Below are 585 nucleotides of genomic sequence, written 5' to 3'. Positions count from 1 at the left end.
ACAATGGTGAATCCGATGTTAGCTAGCGAGGGGTCGGGTGTGTTTGGCCCGTCCACTTCTAGAATATCACCCACGGCAAAGGACACCGGAACCGATGATCCAAGAAGTGCAGTAGTAGACCCAATGGCAAATGTGGCTACCCCTATCTGAGTCCCGTTCTTCTTGATGATGAACACCGAGTTATTGGCAGCTGGACTCAGGGCCTTGACATTAGAACCCGGAAGGCTTACAGGTATAGTGAATGCGGCAGCTGCACAGTGCACCATAAGAACTTCATTGGGCACGTTTGTTGTGCCTTCAACAAATAGCGACACTGCGTACGTCTTCATTGGTGCCTGTAGCGGTACACCAGACGATGGCCATGCCGTTGTTTTAGGACCCCATAGCACCGAAGTATCGGTCTGCAAATAGAAGTCGCCGGGTGCGCCGAGTGTGTTTGACGGAGCACCAGTCCCGTTCCATATAGTGTTGCCATTCGCGCCCGGCGCACCCGCTATACCAGCATCACCTTTAGGACCTTGCGGACCCGTAGCGCCCGCGGCACCTGCGGCTCCAGCGACGCCTTGGGGACCTGCTATGTTAGCG

1 protein-coding gene is annotated in these 585 nt (G+C 55.0%); it reads right to left on the bottom strand.

Annotation, left to right across the window (positions count from 1 at the left end; genetic code table 11):
• Positions 1-329 (bottom strand): hypothetical protein (locus tag AC1RP4_RS07615; RefSeq protein WP_481763214.1); only part of this gene is annotated, 329 nt, incomplete at its 3' end.
• Positions 330-585 lie beyond the last annotated feature (256 nt).

The organism is Dellaglioa sp. CoH-56-MRSF-10 (genome assembly GCF_056782175.1).
Note: the sequence above shows the minus strand (reverse complement) of the source record. Positions and strands in the feature narration are given on the sequence as shown.